Origin of the sequence: Paenibacillus marchantiophytorum (assembly GCF_014640555.1) — a bacterium.
Classification (GTDB): Bacteria; Bacillota; Bacilli; order Paenibacillales; family NBRC-103111; genus Paenibacillus_E; species Paenibacillus_E marchantiophytorum.
Map to the genome: position 1 here is coordinate 1 of NZ_BMHE01000119.1, position 1,390 is coordinate 1,390.

At 45.0% G+C, this 1,390-nt stretch carries 1 protein-coding gene and 1 pseudogene; both read left to right on the forward strand.

From position 1 onward, the window contains the following. A pseudogene (locus IEY34_RS36115) lies at window positions 1-307 on the forward strand (hypothetical protein); the annotation flags it as partial. Then, entirely contained in the window at window positions 294-1,280 is a 987-nt protein-coding gene (locus IEY34_RS36120) for a hypothetical protein (protein WP_189021110.1), read from the forward strand. The pseudogene IEY34_RS36115 and the gene IEY34_RS36120, both read left to right, overlap by 14 nt. Window positions 1,281-1,390: the final 110 nt, after the last annotated feature.

Sequence of the window (1,390 nt, forward strand, 5' to 3'; positions counted from 1 at the left end):
CTACAAAAAGGTCATTGAACCTACCTATACGAATCCCAATAACTTTGGGACGTTCCAACAGACATTTACAGTTCGGTATGACGGATACTTTACCAAAGAAATACTCAGTACGCTGTATCCAAGTGCGCGGCTTGCAGATGATGATGCATCGCGGAGATATACCATGCATGTTGGAGATCTATTTAACGTTCGCATTCAATCACGTGGCATTACCCTTGCAGGTAGGCTTCGCTCTTTCCTATTCAGAGGACAAGCGGTTCCGATTGCTATTAAAAAGGGGGGGATGGTACGAAGTGAAGCCCCTTAGTCTTGTTTTATTATTTCTAATTATTTCCATACCCCTTGTATTTGCGCATGATTCCAGACAGGATTCGTATGATCGAAGCGTCAGCCTGCACAAACAATATGAGGATGATTTTCAGGCTGCGGTGGACGATGCGGGTGCATATTTGGCTAGAATGGAGTCACAACAAACGACGACCGCCGTTCGGTATCATGAACAAAAGCAGCTTAATTTGGATATGGACCTGCTTCATGTCTTTTATCAAAATCTAGCCCTTAAGTTCGGCATTGAGAATAATCCGGTAGCGATACAAAACTTGAAAATCCACATGCCTGCCATGGTATTGCTTCGCTATAACGGGTATGTGTTAGTGACATTAGAAGATACAGCCAATAGTAGTGGACAGCGAGAGATTACTCCCGTCTTTTGGCCAATTCGTCCGTACACCTATACGCTGCAGAATGGGAATGTGCTGTATTTTACACTGGATGACAAGGCGACAGTCTACGATAAGGCATCCAATGTATTCGTACAAGATGAATATGCCGCGCTGGCAGGTAAAACCAATTTAGCGCCACTAAGCACGCTTGCCATCTTTCAGGAGGTTCGGCAGAACACAATTACGGCTAATGTGGAGCAAGACTTGGGCGGAGCCATCAATCGGCATATGGAGCTTGTGAAGCGGCTCGGACTCAACCTTCAATTCTCTATTCCGCGCGGGTTGAATGAGCAATCCATCAAAGATATCGGATTTATGGCTTTTGTTCAGGGCTACCCCTTGCCTAACGGGGAAAGGTTCGATGGATACGCCTTCGGCGGGGGAGCCGTCGTGCAAAGAAAATCACTGATCGGAACGATTTCATCTGCTGGACGGCATGTTGCTTATGGCAACGGATGCGTGCCAAGTGCTGGCGTGACGGTCACTGAAAGCCTTTTTGATGGGGAAGAGGCTGTAAGAAAGGGATATTTTATTAATGATTGTACAAATACGCAGTAGTGAGGGAGATATATAATTTCGCTTACTACTGACAATGGCGATGATGTAGGAATAGTTCTTAAAAAGTCACGTCAATAGAATTTGCTGATGTCCAAATGTAAACTATTATC